Annotated in this window: 17 protein-coding genes and 2 pseudogenes; 9 read left to right on the top strand and 10 right to left on the bottom strand. The window is 30.1% G+C overall.

Features of this window, described 5'->3' with window-relative positions:
* Positions 1-337: 337 nt before the first annotated feature.
* The 9 genes from EAH81_RS17325 (at position 338) to EAH81_RS17285 (ending at position 9,631) form a co-directional block, all read left to right on the top strand.
* Complete coding sequence (locus EAH81_RS17325; protein ID WP_140509428.1) at positions 338-598, top strand: hypothetical protein; 261 nt, start codon at positions 338-340, stop codon at positions 596-598.
* A 73-nt stretch (positions 599-671) separates the two neighbouring features.
* The gene (locus tag EAH81_RS17320; RefSeq protein ID WP_140509426.1) at positions 672-4,721 is read left to right on the top strand and encodes a hypothetical protein; all 4,050 of its coding nucleotides are present in this window, start codon (positions 672-674) and stop codon (positions 4,719-4,721) included.
* A 229-nt stretch (positions 4,722-4,950) separates the two neighbouring features.
* Entirely contained in the window at positions 4,951-5,691 is a 741-nt protein-coding gene (locus EAH81_RS17315) for a hypothetical protein (protein ID WP_140509424.1), read from the top strand.
* A gap of 2 nt (positions 5,692-5,693) precedes the next feature.
* On the top strand, positions 5,694-6,014 hold the full coding sequence (locus EAH81_RS17310; protein WP_140509422.1) for a hypothetical protein: 321 nt from the start codon (positions 5,694-5,696) through the stop codon (positions 6,012-6,014).
* Entirely contained in the window at positions 6,001-6,336 is a 336-nt protein-coding gene (locus EAH81_RS17305; RefSeq protein WP_140509420.1) for a hypothetical protein, read from the top strand. The genes EAH81_RS17310 and EAH81_RS17305 overlap by 14 nt, the downstream gene beginning before the upstream one ends.
* A gap of 439 nt (positions 6,337-6,775) precedes the next feature.
* Positions 6,776-7,381: an RES domain-containing protein gene (locus EAH81_RS17300; protein ID WP_140509419.1), complete on the top strand. Its 606-nt coding sequence runs from the start codon at positions 6,776-6,778 to the stop codon at positions 7,379-7,381.
* A 180-nt stretch (positions 7,382-7,561) separates the two neighbouring features.
* Entirely contained in the window at positions 7,562-8,497 is a 936-nt protein-coding gene (locus tag EAH81_RS17295) for a phospholipase D family protein (RefSeq protein WP_140509417.1), read from the top strand.
* A 173-nt stretch (positions 8,498-8,670) separates the two neighbouring features.
* Positions 8,671-9,270, top strand: a complete 600-nt coding sequence (locus EAH81_RS17290; RefSeq protein WP_140509415.1) for a DUF4240 domain-containing protein — start codon at positions 8,671-8,673, stop codon at positions 9,268-9,270.
* Positions 9,271-9,352: 82 nt separating this feature from the next.
* Entirely contained in the window at positions 9,353-9,631 is a 279-nt protein-coding gene (locus tag EAH81_RS17285; protein WP_140509413.1) for a hypothetical protein, read from the top strand.
* A 69-nt stretch (positions 9,632-9,700) separates the two neighbouring features.
* Here the strand turns inward: EAH81_RS17285 and EAH81_RS27485 are convergent, their stop codons facing one another.
* The 10 genes and pseudogenes from EAH81_RS27485 to EAH81_RS27750 form a co-directional block, all read right to left on the bottom strand.
* On the bottom strand, positions 9,701-10,120 hold the full coding sequence (locus tag EAH81_RS27485; protein WP_035746320.1) for a hypothetical protein: 420 nt from the start codon (positions 10,118-10,120) through the stop codon (positions 9,701-9,703).
* A 215-nt stretch (positions 10,121-10,335) separates the two neighbouring features.
* Complete coding sequence (locus EAH81_RS17275; protein ID WP_017495735.1) at positions 10,336-10,731, bottom strand: hypothetical protein; 396 nt, start codon at positions 10,729-10,731, stop codon at positions 10,336-10,338.
* An 11-nt stretch (positions 10,732-10,742) separates the two neighbouring features.
* Positions 10,743-11,552 (bottom strand): annotated as a pseudogene (locus tag EAH81_RS28070) (RHS repeat-associated core domain-containing protein); the annotation flags it as partial.
* A gap of 96 nt (positions 11,553-11,648) precedes the next feature.
* The gene (locus EAH81_RS17265; RefSeq protein ID WP_140509407.1) at positions 11,649-12,347 is read right to left on the bottom strand and encodes an IS1 family transposase; all 699 of its coding nucleotides are present in this window, start codon (positions 12,345-12,347) and stop codon (positions 11,649-11,651) included.
* A 288-nt stretch (positions 12,348-12,635) separates the two neighbouring features.
* A complete protein-coding gene (locus tag EAH81_RS17260) occupies positions 12,636-13,145 on the bottom strand; it encodes a hypothetical protein (protein ID WP_140509405.1) in 510 nt (169 codons plus the stop codon).
* A 543-nt stretch (positions 13,146-13,688) separates the two neighbouring features.
* Positions 13,689-13,883: pseudogene (locus tag EAH81_RS17255) on the bottom strand (RHS repeat domain-containing protein); the annotation flags it as partial.
* A gap of 91 nt (positions 13,884-13,974) precedes the next feature.
* On the bottom strand, positions 13,975-14,673 hold the full coding sequence (locus tag EAH81_RS17250; protein ID WP_140509403.1) for an IS1 family transposase: 699 nt from the start codon (positions 14,671-14,673) through the stop codon (positions 13,975-13,977).
* Positions 14,674-15,035: 362 nt separating this feature from the next.
* Positions 15,036-15,377, bottom strand: coding sequence for a DUF6984 family protein (locus EAH81_RS17245; protein WP_206669090.1), 342 nt, complete (start codon positions 15,375-15,377; stop codon positions 15,036-15,038).
* A complete protein-coding gene (locus EAH81_RS28065; protein WP_410501110.1) occupies positions 15,367-16,155 on the bottom strand; it encodes an RHS repeat-associated core domain-containing protein in 789 nt (262 codons plus the stop codon). The genes EAH81_RS17245 and EAH81_RS28065 overlap by 11 nt, the downstream gene beginning before the upstream one ends.
* A 146-nt stretch (positions 16,156-16,301) precedes the next feature.
* Positions 16,302-16,490 (bottom strand): hypothetical protein (locus EAH81_RS27750; protein ID WP_206669089.1); only part of this gene is annotated, 189 nt, incomplete at its 5' end.

The raw sequence follows: 16,490 nt of genomic DNA, 5'->3' as shown, positions 1-16,490 counted from the left end.
CCCAAGATCTATTTTGATAAAGAAACTTATACTTCAGTTCTTTCACATTCAATTTTGGAAGCATACTGGCAAATTTACTTCAAGTATAGATGAAATTAGAAAGAGATTTGAATTAAGTTCAAATGAAATAACTACAATTGTTTCTAACAGTAATTCCCATATTGATTTTGGTGTTTGTAATGCATGTAGCGGAATGAACTATACTTGTGTAGAAAATAGAACAAGAGCAAAACAAGTTTTCGAAAATTTCCATTACTATTTTTTTTGTTTTGCATGCAGGAAGAGAGCGGAGAAATTTTGTGAGAACCTTGATGACTCTCAAACCAAAAATGTATGGATGAGATTGAGTTTTAAATATCAGTTATGGAAAGAATTAGATAAAGACGAAATTAATTTTCTTAAAGCAATCTATTATTTAAGATCCTGGAATCGGATATATCATGAAGTTATTAAATTAGACTCCGATTATGGCTTTAAAGTTCTTTTCAAACTTGATAAGATGTATTTGATTTATTACAACAAGAATGAATTGACAGGACAGATTAAAATTATAATTTTGGAAGATTTACAAAGTCTTATTAGAGATAAAAATATCTAAAACTATCAATCATAATTGGTTATTTCTCAAAATAAGGTAAAGACTTAAAACAATAATAATATCGATTTTTAATATGTCAGCAATTGCAGCTTTAAAAGGTTATAGAACTCAGTTTTTATATTCATTACATTTCATTCTGTCAAATATGACGGACAATCTTATATTTCGCTTAGAAGGAGAAGAAGATTTAGATATTTTAAATACTAATGGACAACTTTTATATGCCATTCAATTAAAAAATCTAGGAAGAAGAATTACACTATCAGATATTTTATCTGATAAAAAAACATCATTTATAAAAAGATTCTTGGATAATTATACTGATGCAATTCCTATACTTGTTTCCTATGGTGAAATAAGTAGTGATCTTAAAAAGTGGGCAGAGCAAAATAATAGTATTGATGGAAAAGAAAAAAATCTTTTAAAAAAGTATAAGTTAACCATTGAAAATTGGAAGTTAGTTAAGAGTAAAACTCAATTTCAGGAAATTAATGAAGAGAAAATTGCCGAGGATGTCGAAAAAATGATGAAGGATAATTTCCTACTTATTGACCCATTACCAACAATTGGTTTTCTATTAAATTGGCTACAGTTCATTGCTGAGAAACAACAACCTATCACCTCAAATGATTTTTTCAATAAGGTTGAAGATTTTGCAAAATATATAACAGAAAGAATTGCAATAAGCGAGCAATATGGATTAGTATTGAAACCATTGCATAAAGTTTCAATCGAGAATTTAAATCATGAATTATTAGAAAAAGAATTTTACAATGCTACTTTGACAAGATATGAACATATTTTACTAGGACTTGATATAAATAGAGATAAACTACTGGGTATAATTAATGAAGAAATAAGTAAAAATAATACTGTTATAATAAAAGGAGCATCTGGACAAGGAAAGACAGCCTTACTATATAGTTACATATATAAATATATCAATAATTCGCTTTGCTTTGAGCTAAATATTCAACAAGATCCAATCAGTACTCAAAAATCGATTCAGTCTATTGCATCAATAAGTAAAAAATTAGACATTCCAACAGTCTTTATAATTAATGTAAATCCAAACACAACAGATTGGTTACAAGTAATTAAAGAATCAGCACACATTAATCACATAAAGTTTTTGGTAGCAATCAGAAACGAAGACTGGTATAGAGCTTCTGCAATCGGAATTGAATTTGAACACAAGGAGATTGATTTAATTCTTTCAAAAGAAGAAGCGGAAATTATTTATTCCAGATTGCATGAAAGAAATAAGATCAGTCATTTTACAGATTTTGAAGAAGCTTGGATTCAACTAGGCAGTAATACCCCATTATTAGAATTTGTATACTCTCTTACTCAAGGAGATTCCTTACATAATAAATTGAAGCAACAAGTCAGGCAAATTTTAAATGAAAACGGATTAAGCAATAATCAACAGATTGAATTTTTAAGAATCGTTACTCTTGCAGATTCTTTAGGAGCTAAAATAGATGTTTCGAAACTGGATTCCGGTATTGATTATCAGTTTATAATTGAAAAACTTTCAAACGAATATCTGGTTAAAAAATCACCCGACAGAAAATATATACAAGGATTGCATATCGTTCGTTCACAAAAATTGGTTGAGATACTTTTTGATGAATTCACCAAAAGCAAAGAAGAATATGGGTACAAATGCATTTCTTTATTAGCTGAACAAGATTTGTATTTATTTCTATTACAGTTGATTCATCTCGAAATCTTTAAGCCTGACCAATTTATTTTAGATATAGATAATAAAATTTCTGTTAGTAACTGGTCAATATATATATCTATATTAAAAGCTTTTATATGGGCTGGCACTCGTGAATATGTTGAAAAAAATCGGGAGGTAATAGATGACTGCAAATTGATTTTTGGTGAAGCATGGACAATGTTTACAGATTTTTTATTTGGCAGTAATTATGACAGAAGCGGGTTACTTGACTTGCTTAAAATAGATGAAGAACGTAGAAAAAAAATTGATGATATTAATAACAGATTAGTACATAAGCAGTATGTCTTCAACTTAGTATCCAATGTCATAAATAAACTTCCTTTTCCTAAAGAAATACCTGTTACAGAAATTGAATGGAAATCTTTTGGGGAGAGCTTATTTTGGTTAAAGAATATTGATAATAAGAAGGAAAAGATACCATTATTTGCAGACGGTGAATTTGAATCAGCGTTTAAATTACTGGATAGTAAAAATTTATCAAAACTAATGTTAGGAATGTATACATATTCACCGGAATTAGATGTGATAAGAAAAAAAAACATCAATTATTTTGTTGACCGGATAAAAACTGATTTTGATGTTATTCATTTATCTGTAAATGGTGATGAAGTGGATTTACATTACATTATAAATATTCTAACGATTGACAGTAAAAGATCAACCAATGATTTTATTGTCAACATTTTGAATATAATAAGATCTGCTCTTCCAGATAAAAAACAATTCAATTCTCAAGGTTATGGTCACAGATTACAAACAATTTCTATCGATCATGATTCCACCCATAAAACTATGCCCCTAGAAAATATGCCTCTAGAAGAATGGGTAAGCATAAACGCAAGTATTGTAAAACTCTATGAATATAACTATAGGCCGACGGATTGGAATGATTACTGCGAAGCATTAAATGAGTGGGAGATTCTAATCAAAGAAAGAGTTAATAAGATTAATGATTCGTTTAATCAGTTATTCAAAGGAAGTAAAACATATGCTCCTATGATTCCTGTTATGCAGAATGTATCATTTAAGAAATTTGATAAAATTAAAGAACCAAAATCAATCACGGATCCTTTAGGTATATATGGAGGAAAGAAAAATGATTCAAATGCTGAAAATGAAAGAGAGCAATTAAAAAAGAGATTAGAGTCAAAGTATGAGAAATTCTTTAAAAGCTTTTCTGACTTTAAAACCAGTATCGAGAGTTTTATAAATCAATCTGCCCAAACATTGACATCAAGGATTCAATTAACAACTGATGAAGGGCATATACACGATGAAAATATAGAACGTGTGTCCCAAATTAATTTGTACGATGCGATTCAAAGACTCAGGGAATATAATTCACAATATAAAAACACCTTAGGCAATATAGATATAAATCATACTAGCCAAATAGACTTTAATACTTTATTGACTACGGCAGCCTATTGGAAAGATTTTTTGAATAACAGTACTAAAGCAGACCATTCATATAAACGAATACTAAAACTTAAAGAAGATTTTGAGAGTAAAATTGTTAAAGAATTTAAGCTTATCTCTAAATCTAACTCCTTTACTATTAAATATATTAACAATAATCTAAATGAAGAAAAACCGATAGTAGTCACTGATGGCATAAGTCCTTTTTGGTCACTACTTGGTATGAAAACAGCTTATGATATTATCCATGAAGTAATCAACAAGCCAGAATATACAAGCCTAAAATACTTAATGCTGAAATTATGGTTTTCCAGAATTTATTTTATTCAGACTACAGATAATAAAATTATCGAAAAGAACTGGAATGAAGTAAGGCTTTATACCATTATGGATAATCCGTATGAAAATTTAAACATCATTGGCTTTGGCTCCCAATTGATAGATTATAAAATTCTCGAAAATCTTAAAATTGATAGCTGGTCCAAGATGTATCCTGAGTTTAATGAGATCAGCAAGGCTTCAGAAAATTATAGTAGATTGGTTCTTTTAGTTGACCATCTTAACGATTTAAGATTACTTGATAAAATTAAATTGAAAGAGTTAGATCAAAAGAGAGTACAGCAACACTTTGAAAAAGTTAGTTTAGAATTACAACAATCTTTTCAAAATGTACTGGATTCATTAGTAATGTGGATGAATATGTTCCCATTCGATGAAACGACTTACATTGATAATGAAGAAGAGCAAGAGTATTTTAAAGCTATGATAAATATAAAAGATAATATATTTCCAGAACCAAAAGCAGATGAAGAGGATTATCAGGTTTTGATCAATTTAGAGCTAATATCTAAATGGGTTGAAAGATTAAAAATATGTACCGAAAACTGGGGGATATTTCTAATCTTATTACATGGTAAGTATATTAATAAATATAAAAATATTTCTTTAAATTGATTATGAACTATATCAGAAATCATTACAATCACTTGATATATTATCTATTTAGTTAATAAAAGCAGGCTTTTTGGAATCAGCTATAGAATCTTTTATAAATGCATCTCTGTTCTTGATGTTTAGACTTTTGTGAATTAAATTAAAAGTCATACATATCTAACTCATTTCCGATAATTTTATCTAGTTTTATCATTTATATAAACAAGTTGGCAGTAATTATTAAGAAATCGTGCTAAAAAAGACATTTATATTATTTCTACTTCTTTTTTTTTCTTTCTCATCTGGAAAGGACAGTACAATTGTTATTAAGAAAGAAGCGAAAAATGACACAATTGTAATAAAAATAGAGCAGTCAAAAATAGCCGAAATAATTAAACCAATTGAAAAATATGCAGGTTTTACTTTAGAAGAATGGAAAACATTTGCAGTTATTTTCATTCCGTTATTTGTTCTTTTCATTACAAACTTGGTTACATTAGGTAAGATTAGAAAAGAAACAAAAGAATCTATTAGAAAAGAACTAATCATTACCTTAATAAAAAACAAGAAGGAGCAATTAGAAAAATATTACGACCCAATCATTGCATATTTATCAATTAACGAAAGTATTTTCAATTCATTTGGACCAAAATCTTTTCCTAGTGAGGATATTAAAAAAGAAGTTGCGGCAAATCTATGGCTTGGAATGAGAGAATCAATAATTGTACAAAACAATTCCAAGATTGATGAAATAATTAAGAGCCATTCTCATTTAATTTCATCCAACGATGATTTAAATATTTATTTAAACTTTATAAAACACTCAACTTCATATGAACATTTTATAAAAAACCCAAGTGAAAGACATTCCGAATTTCCTTATCCAGCTACAATATTGGAATCAACTTCAACAAGACGTGCAGAAATAATATCTGAAATTGAATCTATTGAAAATAATGTAAAGACTATTTTGAACGAACTAAAAAGTTAACGATGCCAGCAAAATATATAAAAGAAGTATTAGCAGATAAACAAAATATTTCAGAAGTAGAGATAATAAGTGAGTTTATGCTTAGCTTTTCTCTAAAATCATCATCAAAAAAATATACTATTTACACACCAATGAGTAGCGAATATCTTGTTAGTTCGGATGTCGTAACAAAAGCTATTGAAAAAGGTGCTAATTTGGTGATTTGCGAACCTTGGTGTCAAATAACTGGTGAAGGATACAAAACTGCTGAAAATGGTCAAAAAATTAGCGTTTATCCTTTGAAAACTTTCATAAGAAAAATTATGAAGAATGAAGAACTTTGAAATTTATACTAAATGGATCTCTGATAATATAAATAGCGAAAATTTTCTTTTAGCCTTTGTTTTTGGTTCAGTAGTAAGAAATGTTGAAAACCCAAATGATTGTGATTTATTGTTAGTTACAAAGCTTCAAACAAACTCTGACTTATGGAAATTAATGAGGATGGAGAATGAAGTTCTAAAACAAAAGTTTTACACTAATTTTGAATTAGAATTATCAATCCAATTATTATCTGAAGAAGAATTTAGTGAAGATTTAAGTTTTATAAAATTGACTCTAAAATCACCCAAAATATTACTAATCAACAAATTGAACATAAAATAACTACCGCCAAACAGCGGTTTCGCAAGATTTGGGTTTTAGACTTAATTTAAAGTTGATCTTGTATTTCGAAATTTTGTGTTTAACCGAAAAATAAATCTTAATTTAGTCCAAACCTCGCCAAGCGCCAGAACGTTGGCAGCAATGCAAACGCCAACCAAATCATTATCTAACATCTAAAGATTGTAATTTTGTCTAATCAGAATAAGAATTTCGACACAAAAGAAATAAGTTATTTTTTAGGACTTCTAAAAAATGCCAAAGATGAAGTTTCGATTGAAAGCTACATTTATATAAAAAACATTCTTAACACAATAGAATTTGCTATTCCATGTGTAATTTATCCGAAAGGCTCAAAGTTTGTTCGATGCAGAGTTAATGATGAACTCAATCCTTTTTTCAATAAAATAACTGATCTTCTTATAGAACTGATGTTCAAAATATAAAAAATTTTGGAAGAGCAAACGAGCCAGGACAGTCAGTTTTCTATTGTTCAGATGATGATTCATTAAGTCTTTTTGAAACAAGCAAACTTCCAAAGCAAAATGATAATCAACCGCTAGAATATATTACCACTAGTTTATGGATTTCCACAGAAGAAATCTTAGTTGCTAGTGTTCTAACTAATGACAATATAAGAGGTAATCACAAAGCAATTGACGACTTAAGTAAAGATTTTGAATATATCGTAAAAACACAAGCTGATGAAAGTGCACAAGCTGTAAGTCAATTAATGCAATTTTTATCAAGAGAGTTTTCACAGGCTATGGCAGGGAATTCAAACCATTATAAAATCACATCTGCTTTTACAAATTATATTTTTGATTCCGTTAAAAATGCTGATGGTATACTTTATCCAAGTACAGTTGTAACTCACAAAGGTTTTAACTTTGCTTTGAAACCCGAAGTAGCAAACAAAAAATTAAAATTTTTAGTTGCAAACAGACGAAAAATGGAATATGCTGGCAATAAAAAATATGTTGAAACTGAGTTTATAGAATCTGAATTTCATCAAGGAAATGATAACATAATTCTTTGGTCAAAATAAATACACAGCTGCCAACAGCCGTTTCTCCTAATCGCGGTTTTCTGGTTCCTTCATGATTTTCTTCACGAAAAATAATTATCTTGGCGGAAGGAATTCAGCTCGCTTTCTTCCGCGACTGGGCAAAGCGGCGAAACGTTGTGAGCAATGCTAAAATCCTAAAACGAAAAATTATCATAATAAATGGCAGAATTCTTAAATACTGACAAATTAAGAGAACAACTTATCAAAATAATTGAAACAGCTCAAGATGAAGTAGTTTTGATAAGCCCTTACATACAAACAAATACTTTATTGCTTGAGGAATTAGAAAAAGCTGACAATCGTGGAGTGGTTATTACGATTGTTTACAAAGAAGGTAAACTAAGCGATTTTGAGAGAAAGAAACTCATTAAGTTTAAAAATCTAAATCTCTTATCTCATCCGAATCTACACAGTAAATGTTATTTCAACGAAATTTACCTTATTATTACCAGTTTAAATCTTTATGATTATTCTCAGCGTAATAATCGCGAAATGGGAGTTCTTTTTCGTCGCACAGACGAAGAAAGAAATGGTTTGAGTGATTATAAAACTGGGCAAGATGACGACAGTTTTTTTCAAGATGCTATACTTGAAATGAAAAGTATAATTAATGGTTCTGATGTAGAAAAAGAAGGTCAAAAAACAAAAGAAAAAGGATTCGAAATTCAGATTGCAAAAACTAATTATGACTTAATATTAGAAAAATGTAATTTGTATAATAAGTATTCAAAAAATAAAAAATTTGTCCCATTTCAATCTGGAGAGGATTGGTACCCCAAATGCGAAAATTTTTTGGATAAGGTAGATTTGGTTATTGAGGGACGAAGATCTCTTATTTATTTAAACTTTGATGAAAAACGTTGCGAAGAGATATTTAATGTTTTGAATACAAAAAGAAATAAAGGTGATTTTGAAGTCGTCTACTGTTTTAGAATGTATTGGACTTATCATAAATCGGCTATTTATCTTTATCCATTAAATCACCATGAATTGTGGAACATAGATAAAAGTGATGAATTCTACTCTAAATTTTTCCTTGGTTTAAATGAGGTTTTTAAAAAACTAAAACCATCGATTGAAAAGTCAAAAAAATGAACACTACTCACAATAGCGGGTTCGCGCAATAGCTGGTTTTATCTTTCTAAGTCGGAATTACTCAACCGGAAATTTACATATATTTACAACTAATCCATTAACTAGCCGCTACTGCGTGAAGCCGCATAACGTTGACGGTCATTATAAACAGAAATTACACTAAAAAAATATCTATGGGAATATTTGACAAACTCTTTGGAGGAAAAAAAAATGTAAAAGTTGAAAAGCCTAAAATTACAAATTTTGTATCCTCAGATGAATTAATGGAAGAAGAAAAATTTTGGTCAATAATTAAAATAACAAAAGACAATTCAAAAGATAATTTTGAATTACAGCAAGTAGCATTAGCAAATGAACTTCGCAAATTAACTCCTGAGGAAATTATTTTATTTGGGAACCGATTTAGAAGTTATAGAGGTTTAGCTAACACTTGGGAACTTTGGGGGGCAATTTATATTATTCACGGTGGATGCGGAGATGATAGTTTTAATGATTTTAGAGAATGGGTAATTGGACAGGGTAAAGACTTCTATAATAAAACAATTAAAAATCCTGAAACTCTTGTAGAAGTTGAAACTGAAAAAATTGAAGACTGTGATTGGGAAGGTTTAGGCTATATTCCAAGAACAATTTTTAAAGAATTAACGGGACAAGAAATGCCTTATCCGTTTCAAGAAAACCATAATACGACTGGAAATGAATGGGAAGAAGATGGAAATGACTTGAAAAATTTGTTTCCTAAACTTTATGCTAAATATCCGGATAACATTTAACAGAGAAAACAGTTATCACCAAACTACTATAACGTTAGCAGCAAGTGTCACACCAAAATCTTAACGAGAAAAATTGAATAAGATGAACGCAACAAAAGAAGAATTAATAAGATTTTTAGAAGAGAATGTACTGACTCCGACAGAAACCAACCCAGACGCAGACATAACAATCAAGAGGAAAATTAACTTAACCAGAACTAGATTAAATAACCAAGTAAGCGCAGAAAAAGTTAGACAATATTTTTGGAGTGCAATGGCATCAGATAATGGAATAGATTCCTACCATAAAATTTCGAATATTGGCGCACCAACTTTTGAAGATGTTCGAGCAGAATTTAAAACTTTATGCGGTGACAAATAACTCTTAAAATAATTTTAAAGTACTTTATATAGCTAAATCTATATTTTTTTCATACTCGTCATCCTTTATCTATTTTTCTGATTCATACATTTTTTCTTGAATTAAATTTAAAAAAGACTTAGAATCATTTTTCTTTACTCCATTAATTTTAATACCAAAATGACTTCCCATGCAAATGGTATCTGTGATTTTACCATTATGAAAAATTATTTGCATACGCACATCTATCTCATTTTGTTTTTTTTCAGTTTTCAATTTTTCATATTCCTTTATGAATCTCTTGATGTACTCTCTATCTTCTATTTTTTTATATTTTACATCATCTCTAAACATTTCACTTCGAATAGATTTACAATTAAGTCTAAAAGGAAAAAGTTTATTCCCTTTGAAATAAAAAAAATCTAAATATTTCTCACTTTGATTATCTTTTTTAATGTCTGAGCAATTCAACATTAAAATGGAAAATATTGAAAATAAGAATAGTTTCATTTATGACTCATTTGTTATTTCTCAAATATAGCGACAAACTCATTTAAATCACTACGTAATTATACTGATTTTCATTACTTATAAAGTTTTTTAAAACAAAAAACCTAATACTCGATTGTTGTCTAGTATTAGGTTTTATTTTTCGAATTCAATAACTAACTACTCTTTTTTGATTTGTTTCAGATGTTGAGATTCTTCTAAAAGAAATGGAAAGTTTATTCTCTTTTATTCTTTACATACAAACCTTTTAAGTTTTTTGCCGTAAATATAAATGGCATTGCTCCGTCTTTTTTAACGTCCCAAATTCGTTTTATTTTTCCGCTTGATGATATTATTGCATAACCGTCATTTTGTCCTCGGTACTTTTTAGCATCAACTTCAAGATTAAAATAATAATCTTTGCCTTTTTTGATTTTTGTAAATGACGAATTAACTTTTAAATCATCGTTATCCATTACAATTATTCCTTTGATTTTATCATTCTTAATAAACAATATTTTGTCACCGTCATCTGAGGTTATAATTTTAGTAACGGAATAAACACCACTAAAATCTTGACAATATGAAGAGAAAGAAAGTGTAAAAAGAAATATTAAAAATATATTTTTCATAATCGTTTTTATTATTTTTTTGGAAGTTTATATAATACCATTGTTTGTCCATTAGGTTTCTGTAGCACTCTTGCTTGTTCACCAGTCCTAGGGTTTTTACCAGTAAATGAATCAGCAGTTCTAACATGCCTAGGGTCTATTGCATCTGCTTTGTTATGAGCTGCATCATAATTTTTATAACCATCTGTTCCTGGTATTGCTGGTCCAGAAGGGGTTTGCGTTTCTTGAGCTCTTTTTCCTTCTTGATATCCTTCTAGAGTTTCGTGTAAAACACCTGTTCCTTCAGGAGTTCCTTCAAATTCATCAACTGCTTTAGCATAATCTGGATTAACAGTTTGGTTCGCAGTAGCAGTTCCGTCTCCATTGACAGTACTTCCATCAAAAGAACCTGAACTGGATAAATAATCGCCACTACCATCCATAATTTGAGGTCCTAATGTTGAATTTAAATTAACTGTTACATTTTTATCTGTTGTAGCTGCTTTTAATTCTTTATCTGCTTTAGTTTTTGCTTCGCCTGTTGCAGTTACTTTTCCTTTATCATCCATTGTCAATTTTAAACTTGTGGACTTTTGTAATTGCGCTAATGTTTTATCTGCTCCTTGTCCTTTAATTATAACATCATTTGGAGCCATTCCATCAGGGTCAGTAAATCTCATCGGATTATCAAACGCATAGTTATATGGACTGTATCTTCTCATTTTCTCTGCTAACGGGTCAATATTACTCCAACCCGCTCTTGCTGGGTCGTAAAGTCTGCTTCCATAATCATACATCCCAAGCCCCAGTTCGTCTTGCAGCTCTTTTCCGTTATACTTATACTTATAGGGTTTGCGACTATTTTCGCAAGGTTTTACCTGTTAAATACAAAATTTTTAAGAACATGATTTTAGAAGATAAACTTACTGTTTTATTGCTCAAATCCAAAAATAAATCTTCAAAACAGCAGTAAAAATCACTAAACTTTTACTGAAGCAGATTGTCCTGCGGTTGAGTCGTTTCAGATGAGTTCTGAGTGTCAGATTCTTTCTTTCAATATGATTTGTTCCGAAACGTTTGATAGAATGCATTTTCTCATCAATCAGATACCTGTAGTTTTTTAATCTGTCCGTAAATATCTTTTTAGCGTCAGATAATTTTAAAGTTTCCAGAACACAGTTCAGAGTTTTATTGGTTCGTTTTCCAACATTAAAACTCACAACTCTTTTAGAATTCTTTTCCAATGCATAAACCAGCCAGATATAATTTTTCTTGTGTCTGATATAAGTACACAGCTCATCGACTTCATAAGTTTTGCCTTTGCTGATAATTGGCTTGGAAATACTTCTTGCAATAGAAACAATCCTTTTCAATAATGTTGTAGTAGAAATATTTAATATTCTTGCTGTGCTTCTTATTCCCAAACCCTCTTTGGTTAATTGAATGATATTTTGATTGATATTTAATTTGTAAGCTTGATTTGTATAACTTTCTATAAAACGGTGACAGCACATTTTACAGTAGTACTGCTGTTTATAATTTTTAGTCTTCCCATTTTTAATAACCTTTTTCTCGTTACATTTTGGACAATTTACATCATCACTAACTTTGGAACACCATGTCGAATTTTTATTCATTTTAGCACATTTAAGAAAATAATAAAACAAAAAAGATGAGCATCACTGCTCATCTTAAAATTATTTATTTCTAAAATTTGTTCAATTTCAAAAGGTTAGAAATCTAAAATCTTATATCACTAACTTTGAAACACTACCTTTTCAGTTAGTTAAGTGGTTAAATTATAAAAACACCTAATCTGTAACACTAGCGATTTCTTGCGCCACACGAAAGGATTCGTGCGGGAGCGGGGATAATTTTTTCAGTTAGTTACATTACTATTTTGTAAAAATATCTAATATCTAGCATTAACCTTTTTGAGTATATTTTAAGTAAATTTCCAAGGAATCTAAATAATCAGTTTTAGTTTCAATTATTCTTATTTTATCAAATTTATAATTTTTAACAAATCCTGACATCTCTCCTTTTGATGTTAAATCTCTTAAATTTAAGGATTTTTGATGAATTTCATCAACAAATCCTACAAAGGCCATATCTTCATTGGCTAATAATACAAAAATCAAATCCCCATTTTTTTTTATATCTCTAATTAAACTTACAGTATTATTCAAATCATAATCCAATTTATAAACAAAATTTAAATGCTTTAATTTGACTATAGTTTTCAATGGTTCTGAATTAATTAAACTAATAGAAACAATGAACTTTCTATTTATTATTTTGAATCCGTCAATTATATAATCCCCTGAAATATTCCTAATAATAACCCACTCCTTTCCATAATTTATAAACACACCTATAAAATATTCGTACCCTCTAATTTTAATTTCTACTAATTTATCGACATAATCTTTCATAAAGTGCATACTTTTATTTAATTATTTTCTTTTTTTCGAATCTTGAGTTCTTTGTCTATTTTTGTCGGCTTTTTCACCACCTTGATTTCTTTGATTAGTTGCCTCACCTTTTTCATGTTTTTGTCTTCGATTACCATTAGATTGTGTTGTATGCGGATTAACCACTCCATAATCCGAATCAGTACTGCTTTTATTTTTTTTCGCTTGTGCTCTTTCGTTTTTTGTAGGCTTATTATTGCCATCTTTCACTTTTCCGTTTGAATCGGTTTCTGCTTTACTAGGCTCTGAAGTGCTTTTATTGTTTACGCTACCAGCGGTTGCATTGTAGATAGGTGTACTGGCAGACTCATCACGACTTGTTGCGGAATCCCAAATCATTACTAAACCACCAACTACAAGAGAACCAACAGCAACTACAGCAGCTGCTGGCTCTAAAACAATTCCTTGTGGACCTGCGCCAGCTATTGCTATTGCACCTGCACCACCTAAGCCTGCAGCAATGATTGCAGCACCACGACCTGGTCCTGGCCCTTCTTCAGGACTCATTCCATCGGGATCAATAAAATAGATAGGATTATTAAAAGCATAATTATAAGGACTGTGACGGCGCATTTGTTCTGCCAACGGGTCAATGTTCATCCAACGACCAAGAGCAGGGTCATAATTACGTGCTCCATAATCGTAAACATTCAGGTTTAACTCGTCTTGCAGCTCTTTTCCGTTGTACTTATACTTATAAGGTTTTTCGACTATTTTTACAAGGTTTTACCTGTTAAATACAAAATTTTTAAGAACATGATTTTAGAAGATAAACTTACTGTTTTATTGCTCAAATCCAAAAATAAATCTTCAAAACAGCAGTAAAAATCACTAAACTTTTACTGAAGCAGATTGTCCTGCGGTTGAGTCGTTTCAGATGAGTTCTGAGTGTCAGATTCTTCCTTTCAATATGGTTTGTCCCGAAACGTTTTACCGAATGCAGTTTCTCGTCAATCAAATATCTGTAGTTTTTTAATCTGTCCGTAAATATCTTTTTAGCATCAGATAATTTTAAAGTTTCCAGAACACGGCTTAATGTTTTATTGGTACGTTTCCCAACATTAAAACTCACAACTGTCTTAGAATTCTTTTCCAATGCATAAACCAGCCATATATAATTTTTCTTGTGTCTGATATAAGTGCACAGTTCATCTACTTCATAAGTTTTACCTTTACTGATAATTGGTTTGCTAATATTTCCGGCAATTGATACAATTCTTTTCAATAATGTTGTAGTAGAAATATTTAATATTCTTGCTGTGCTTCTTATTCCCAAACCCTCTTTGGTTAATTGAATGATATTTTGATTGATATTTAATTTGTAAGCTTGATTTGTATAACTTTCTATAAAACGGTGACAGCACATTTTACAGTAGTACTGCTGTTTATAATTTTTAGTCTTCCCATTTTTAATAACCTTTTTCTCGTTACATTTTGGACAATTTACATCATCACTAACTTTGGAACACCATGTCGAATTTTTATTCATTTTAGCACATTTAAGGCAATAATAAAACAAAAAAGATGAGCATCACTGCTCATCTTAAAATTATTTATTTCTAAAATTTGTTCAATTTCAAAAGGTTAGAAATCTAAAATCTTATATCACTAACTTTGAAACACTACCGGAATAGCCGATGCAGGCAGGAGGGTACAGTCTTAAATCTTAATTTGCTTCTTAATTAGGGCTTCCCAGCGGATACGGGCTAATATAGGTACAAAATTCAGACTTTAGGTACGTTTAAATGATTATAAATGGCGTTATAAAAGCAAAAAACCATTCCTTTAGGGAATGGTTTCAATTCTAAGTAATTAAAAACATCAAGAATTATATTATCATTTCTTTTGAATTTAACTAATTATTTCTGGTATTCTAATCAAAGAACTAAAATCTGTCTTCCAAATGTCTAATTCAAATAATTCTCCCTTGTCATCAATATTAAGTGATGCTATAACATCAATTCCATCTGAATCTAGAAACATACATTCAGCAATTTGTTTTCCAAATACTCGATTATCAGAAGAAATGCCTTTTGGAAATAATTTTAAACTTCCCATTCCACCATCATTCATTATTTCTGCTTCTAAATCCTCTTCTAAATTATAAGATATTATAATTGATGATTTTTTTATTAATAACTCTAGAAGTCTTACTTCATCTTTTAAAAGTTTCCTCATTTTATTATATTCCATGAATTCTACCAATATTTATTGTTCCATCAGCTAGTTTATATGCCGTATATTGTATTCTATGACCTGCTACTTCTATTATTGAATTTAATGGTTTTCCAGCTTCTAATCTAGCGACAACAGTAGGAAAGTGAGCTTTTATTGCCGCTTTTACAGCTGACTGTGCAAGTCCCATTTCCTCTACATGTCGAAAAGCATGATAAACTTGATTTGCGTCTTTTCCAAACTGAATTGCGAGTTTTACTTCACCAAGTCCGCTAATATATTCAAGTCCTCCAGCACCACCTAATGGTTTTATTCTTAAAATTGAACCGTCATCTCCTACAACATATGTTAGACCAGTAGTAGAATCAGTCCAATCTCTATCTCCTTGGATAAATGACCATATTTTCCCTAGGGGAGTTTTGGCTGTTACATCAACTAAAACTTTGTCGCCTTTTTTAGGTAAATTAACGATTTTTCCTTTACCAGGTCCTTCTTGACCTTCCTTATCTCCACCGCTTTCCTCAGTACTTTCTCCAGTATCAGCAGTTTTACCATTACTTCCTGAAAAAGTCCCGTCATCATTGTTTGTCCACTTTGTTTCTCCGTCAGCATTTGATTTTTTTATTAAATCATCCATAAATGATTTCGAAAGCATTCCGTCTGGGTCAAGAAAATAAACTGGATTATCCATTGCATAATTATATGGAGACCATCTACGACTTTTCTCCGCCAGCGGGTCAATGTTCATCCACCGACCAAGTGCAGGGTCATAATTACGGGCACTATAGTCATACATGTTAAGTCCCAGCTCGTCTTGGAGCTCCTTACCATTATACTTATACTTATAAGGTTCTGCAAAGTTTCTATAATGTAGTAAGAACGTCCTTTTCTCTATATCCTAGCGATTCAAATGTAATATTTTTCATTTATAAAAAATAATCATTACGGTTTATTTCGGTTGAAATAAGCTGTTATTGCTTGAAATGCTTTACTGATAAACAAAGCTCCGACTAATTGGATTAGACATTTAGTAGCTTTTCTTGCTCTTTCTGGAAATGCCATAAACATTGAGGTTATTATCAGAATAAAACCTAAAAAAAATGTAAAATTATTCATAGCGTTGATTTTATT

The organism is Flavobacterium pectinovorum (assembly GCF_006438875.1).
Lineage (GTDB): Bacteria > Bacteroidota > Bacteroidia > Flavobacteriales > Flavobacteriaceae > Flavobacterium > Flavobacterium pectinovorum_A.
Note: the sequence above shows the minus strand (reverse complement) of the source record. Positions and strands in the feature narration are given on the sequence as shown.

Coding starts and splice junctions, on each gene's coding strand:
- EAH81_RS17325 (WP_140509428.1), top strand. CDS start 338: ATGAGATTGAGTTTTAAATATCAGTTATGGAAAGAATTAGATAAAGAC.
- EAH81_RS17320 (WP_140509426.1), top strand. CDS start 672: ATGTCAGCAATTGCAGCTTTAAAAGGTTATAGAACTCAGTTTTTATAT.
- EAH81_RS17310 (WP_140509422.1), top strand. CDS start 5,694: ATGCCAGCAAAATATATAAAAGAAGTATTAGCAGATAAACAAAATATT.
- EAH81_RS17305 (WP_140509420.1), top strand. CDS start 6,001: ATGAAGAACTTTGAAATTTATACTAAATGGATCTCTGATAATATAAAT.
- EAH81_RS17295 (WP_140509417.1), top strand. CDS start 7,562: ATGGCAGAATTCTTAAATACTGACAAATTAAGAGAACAACTTATCAAA.
- EAH81_RS17290 (WP_140509415.1), top strand. CDS start 8,671: ATGGGAATATTTGACAAACTCTTTGGAGGAAAAAAAAATGTAAAAGTT.
- EAH81_RS17285 (WP_140509413.1), top strand. CDS start 9,353: ATGAACGCAACAAAAGAAGAATTAATAAGATTTTTAGAAGAGAATGTA.
- EAH81_RS27485 (WP_035746320.1), bottom strand. CDS start 10,120: ATGAAACTATTCTTATTTTCAATATTTTCCATTTTAATGTTGAATTGC.
- EAH81_RS17275 (WP_017495735.1), bottom strand. CDS start 10,731: ATGAAAAATATATTTTTAATATTTCTTTTTACACTTTCTTTCTCTTCA.
- EAH81_RS17265 (WP_140509407.1), bottom strand. CDS start 12,347: ATGAATAAAAATTCGACATGGTGTTCCAAAGTTAGTGATGATGTAAAT.
- EAH81_RS17260 (WP_140509405.1), bottom strand. CDS start 13,145: ATGAAAGATTATGTCGATAAATTAGTAGAAATTAAAATTAGAGGGTAC.
- EAH81_RS17250 (WP_140509403.1), bottom strand. CDS start 14,673: ATGAATAAAAATTCGACATGGTGTTCCAAAGTTAGTGATGATGTAAAT.
- EAH81_RS17245 (WP_206669090.1), bottom strand. CDS start 15,377: ATGGAATATAATAAAATGAGGAAACTTTTAAAAGATGAAGTAAGACTT.
- EAH81_RS28065 (WP_410501110.1), bottom strand. CDS start 16,155: ATGTATGACTATAGTGCCCGTAATTATGACCCTGCACTTGGTCGGTGG.